The sequence below is a fragment of the Atopobacter sp. AH10 genome (genome assembly GCF_003664595.1).
Lineage (GTDB): Bacteria > Bacillota > Bacilli > Lactobacillales > Aerococcaceae > Atopobacter.
On sequence record NZ_QXPZ01000058.1, the window covers coordinates 1 to 420 of the forward strand.

The window sequence follows — 420 nt, forward strand, 5'->3', positions numbered from 1 at the left end:
TTTTGACAATCGTTTGAAAATGAAGAGACCTTCTTGATAAATATCATAAGCCTTCTTTAAGGTGTCAGAATAGATAAATAGTTGGTGAAGGACTTGAGATTGATTGAATAAGCCTTCAAATAATGGATAATTTTAATATTCGCTTTGCTTTAGTTCGAAACGATTTTTGATCAGTAATTTCCAATAACGTTTAATCGGTCTATAGCCTTTCTTATCTCCTTAATTTCCTTGTTTAGGTGCACGTAGTGCCGTTTTATAGCCATTTGTTTCTAAAAGACGTATGGTAGCGATACTTGTGACATGTTCAATCATATTCTCTCCACCACAAGAAGAGCATTTAGTTTCGTTGAAAGGAGCATATCCCCAATAAAATTAATTGATGCCCGAACTTGTCTTTTGTAATGGTCTTAAACCTTGTAG

1 pseudogene is annotated in these 420 nt (G+C 33.8%); it reads right to left on the minus strand.

What is annotated here, in order from left to right:
* Window positions 1–219: 219 nt before the first annotated feature.
* Window positions 220–330: pseudogene (locus D3H64_RS10615) on the minus strand (hypothetical protein); the annotation flags it as partial.
* Window positions 331–420 lie beyond the last annotated feature (90 nt).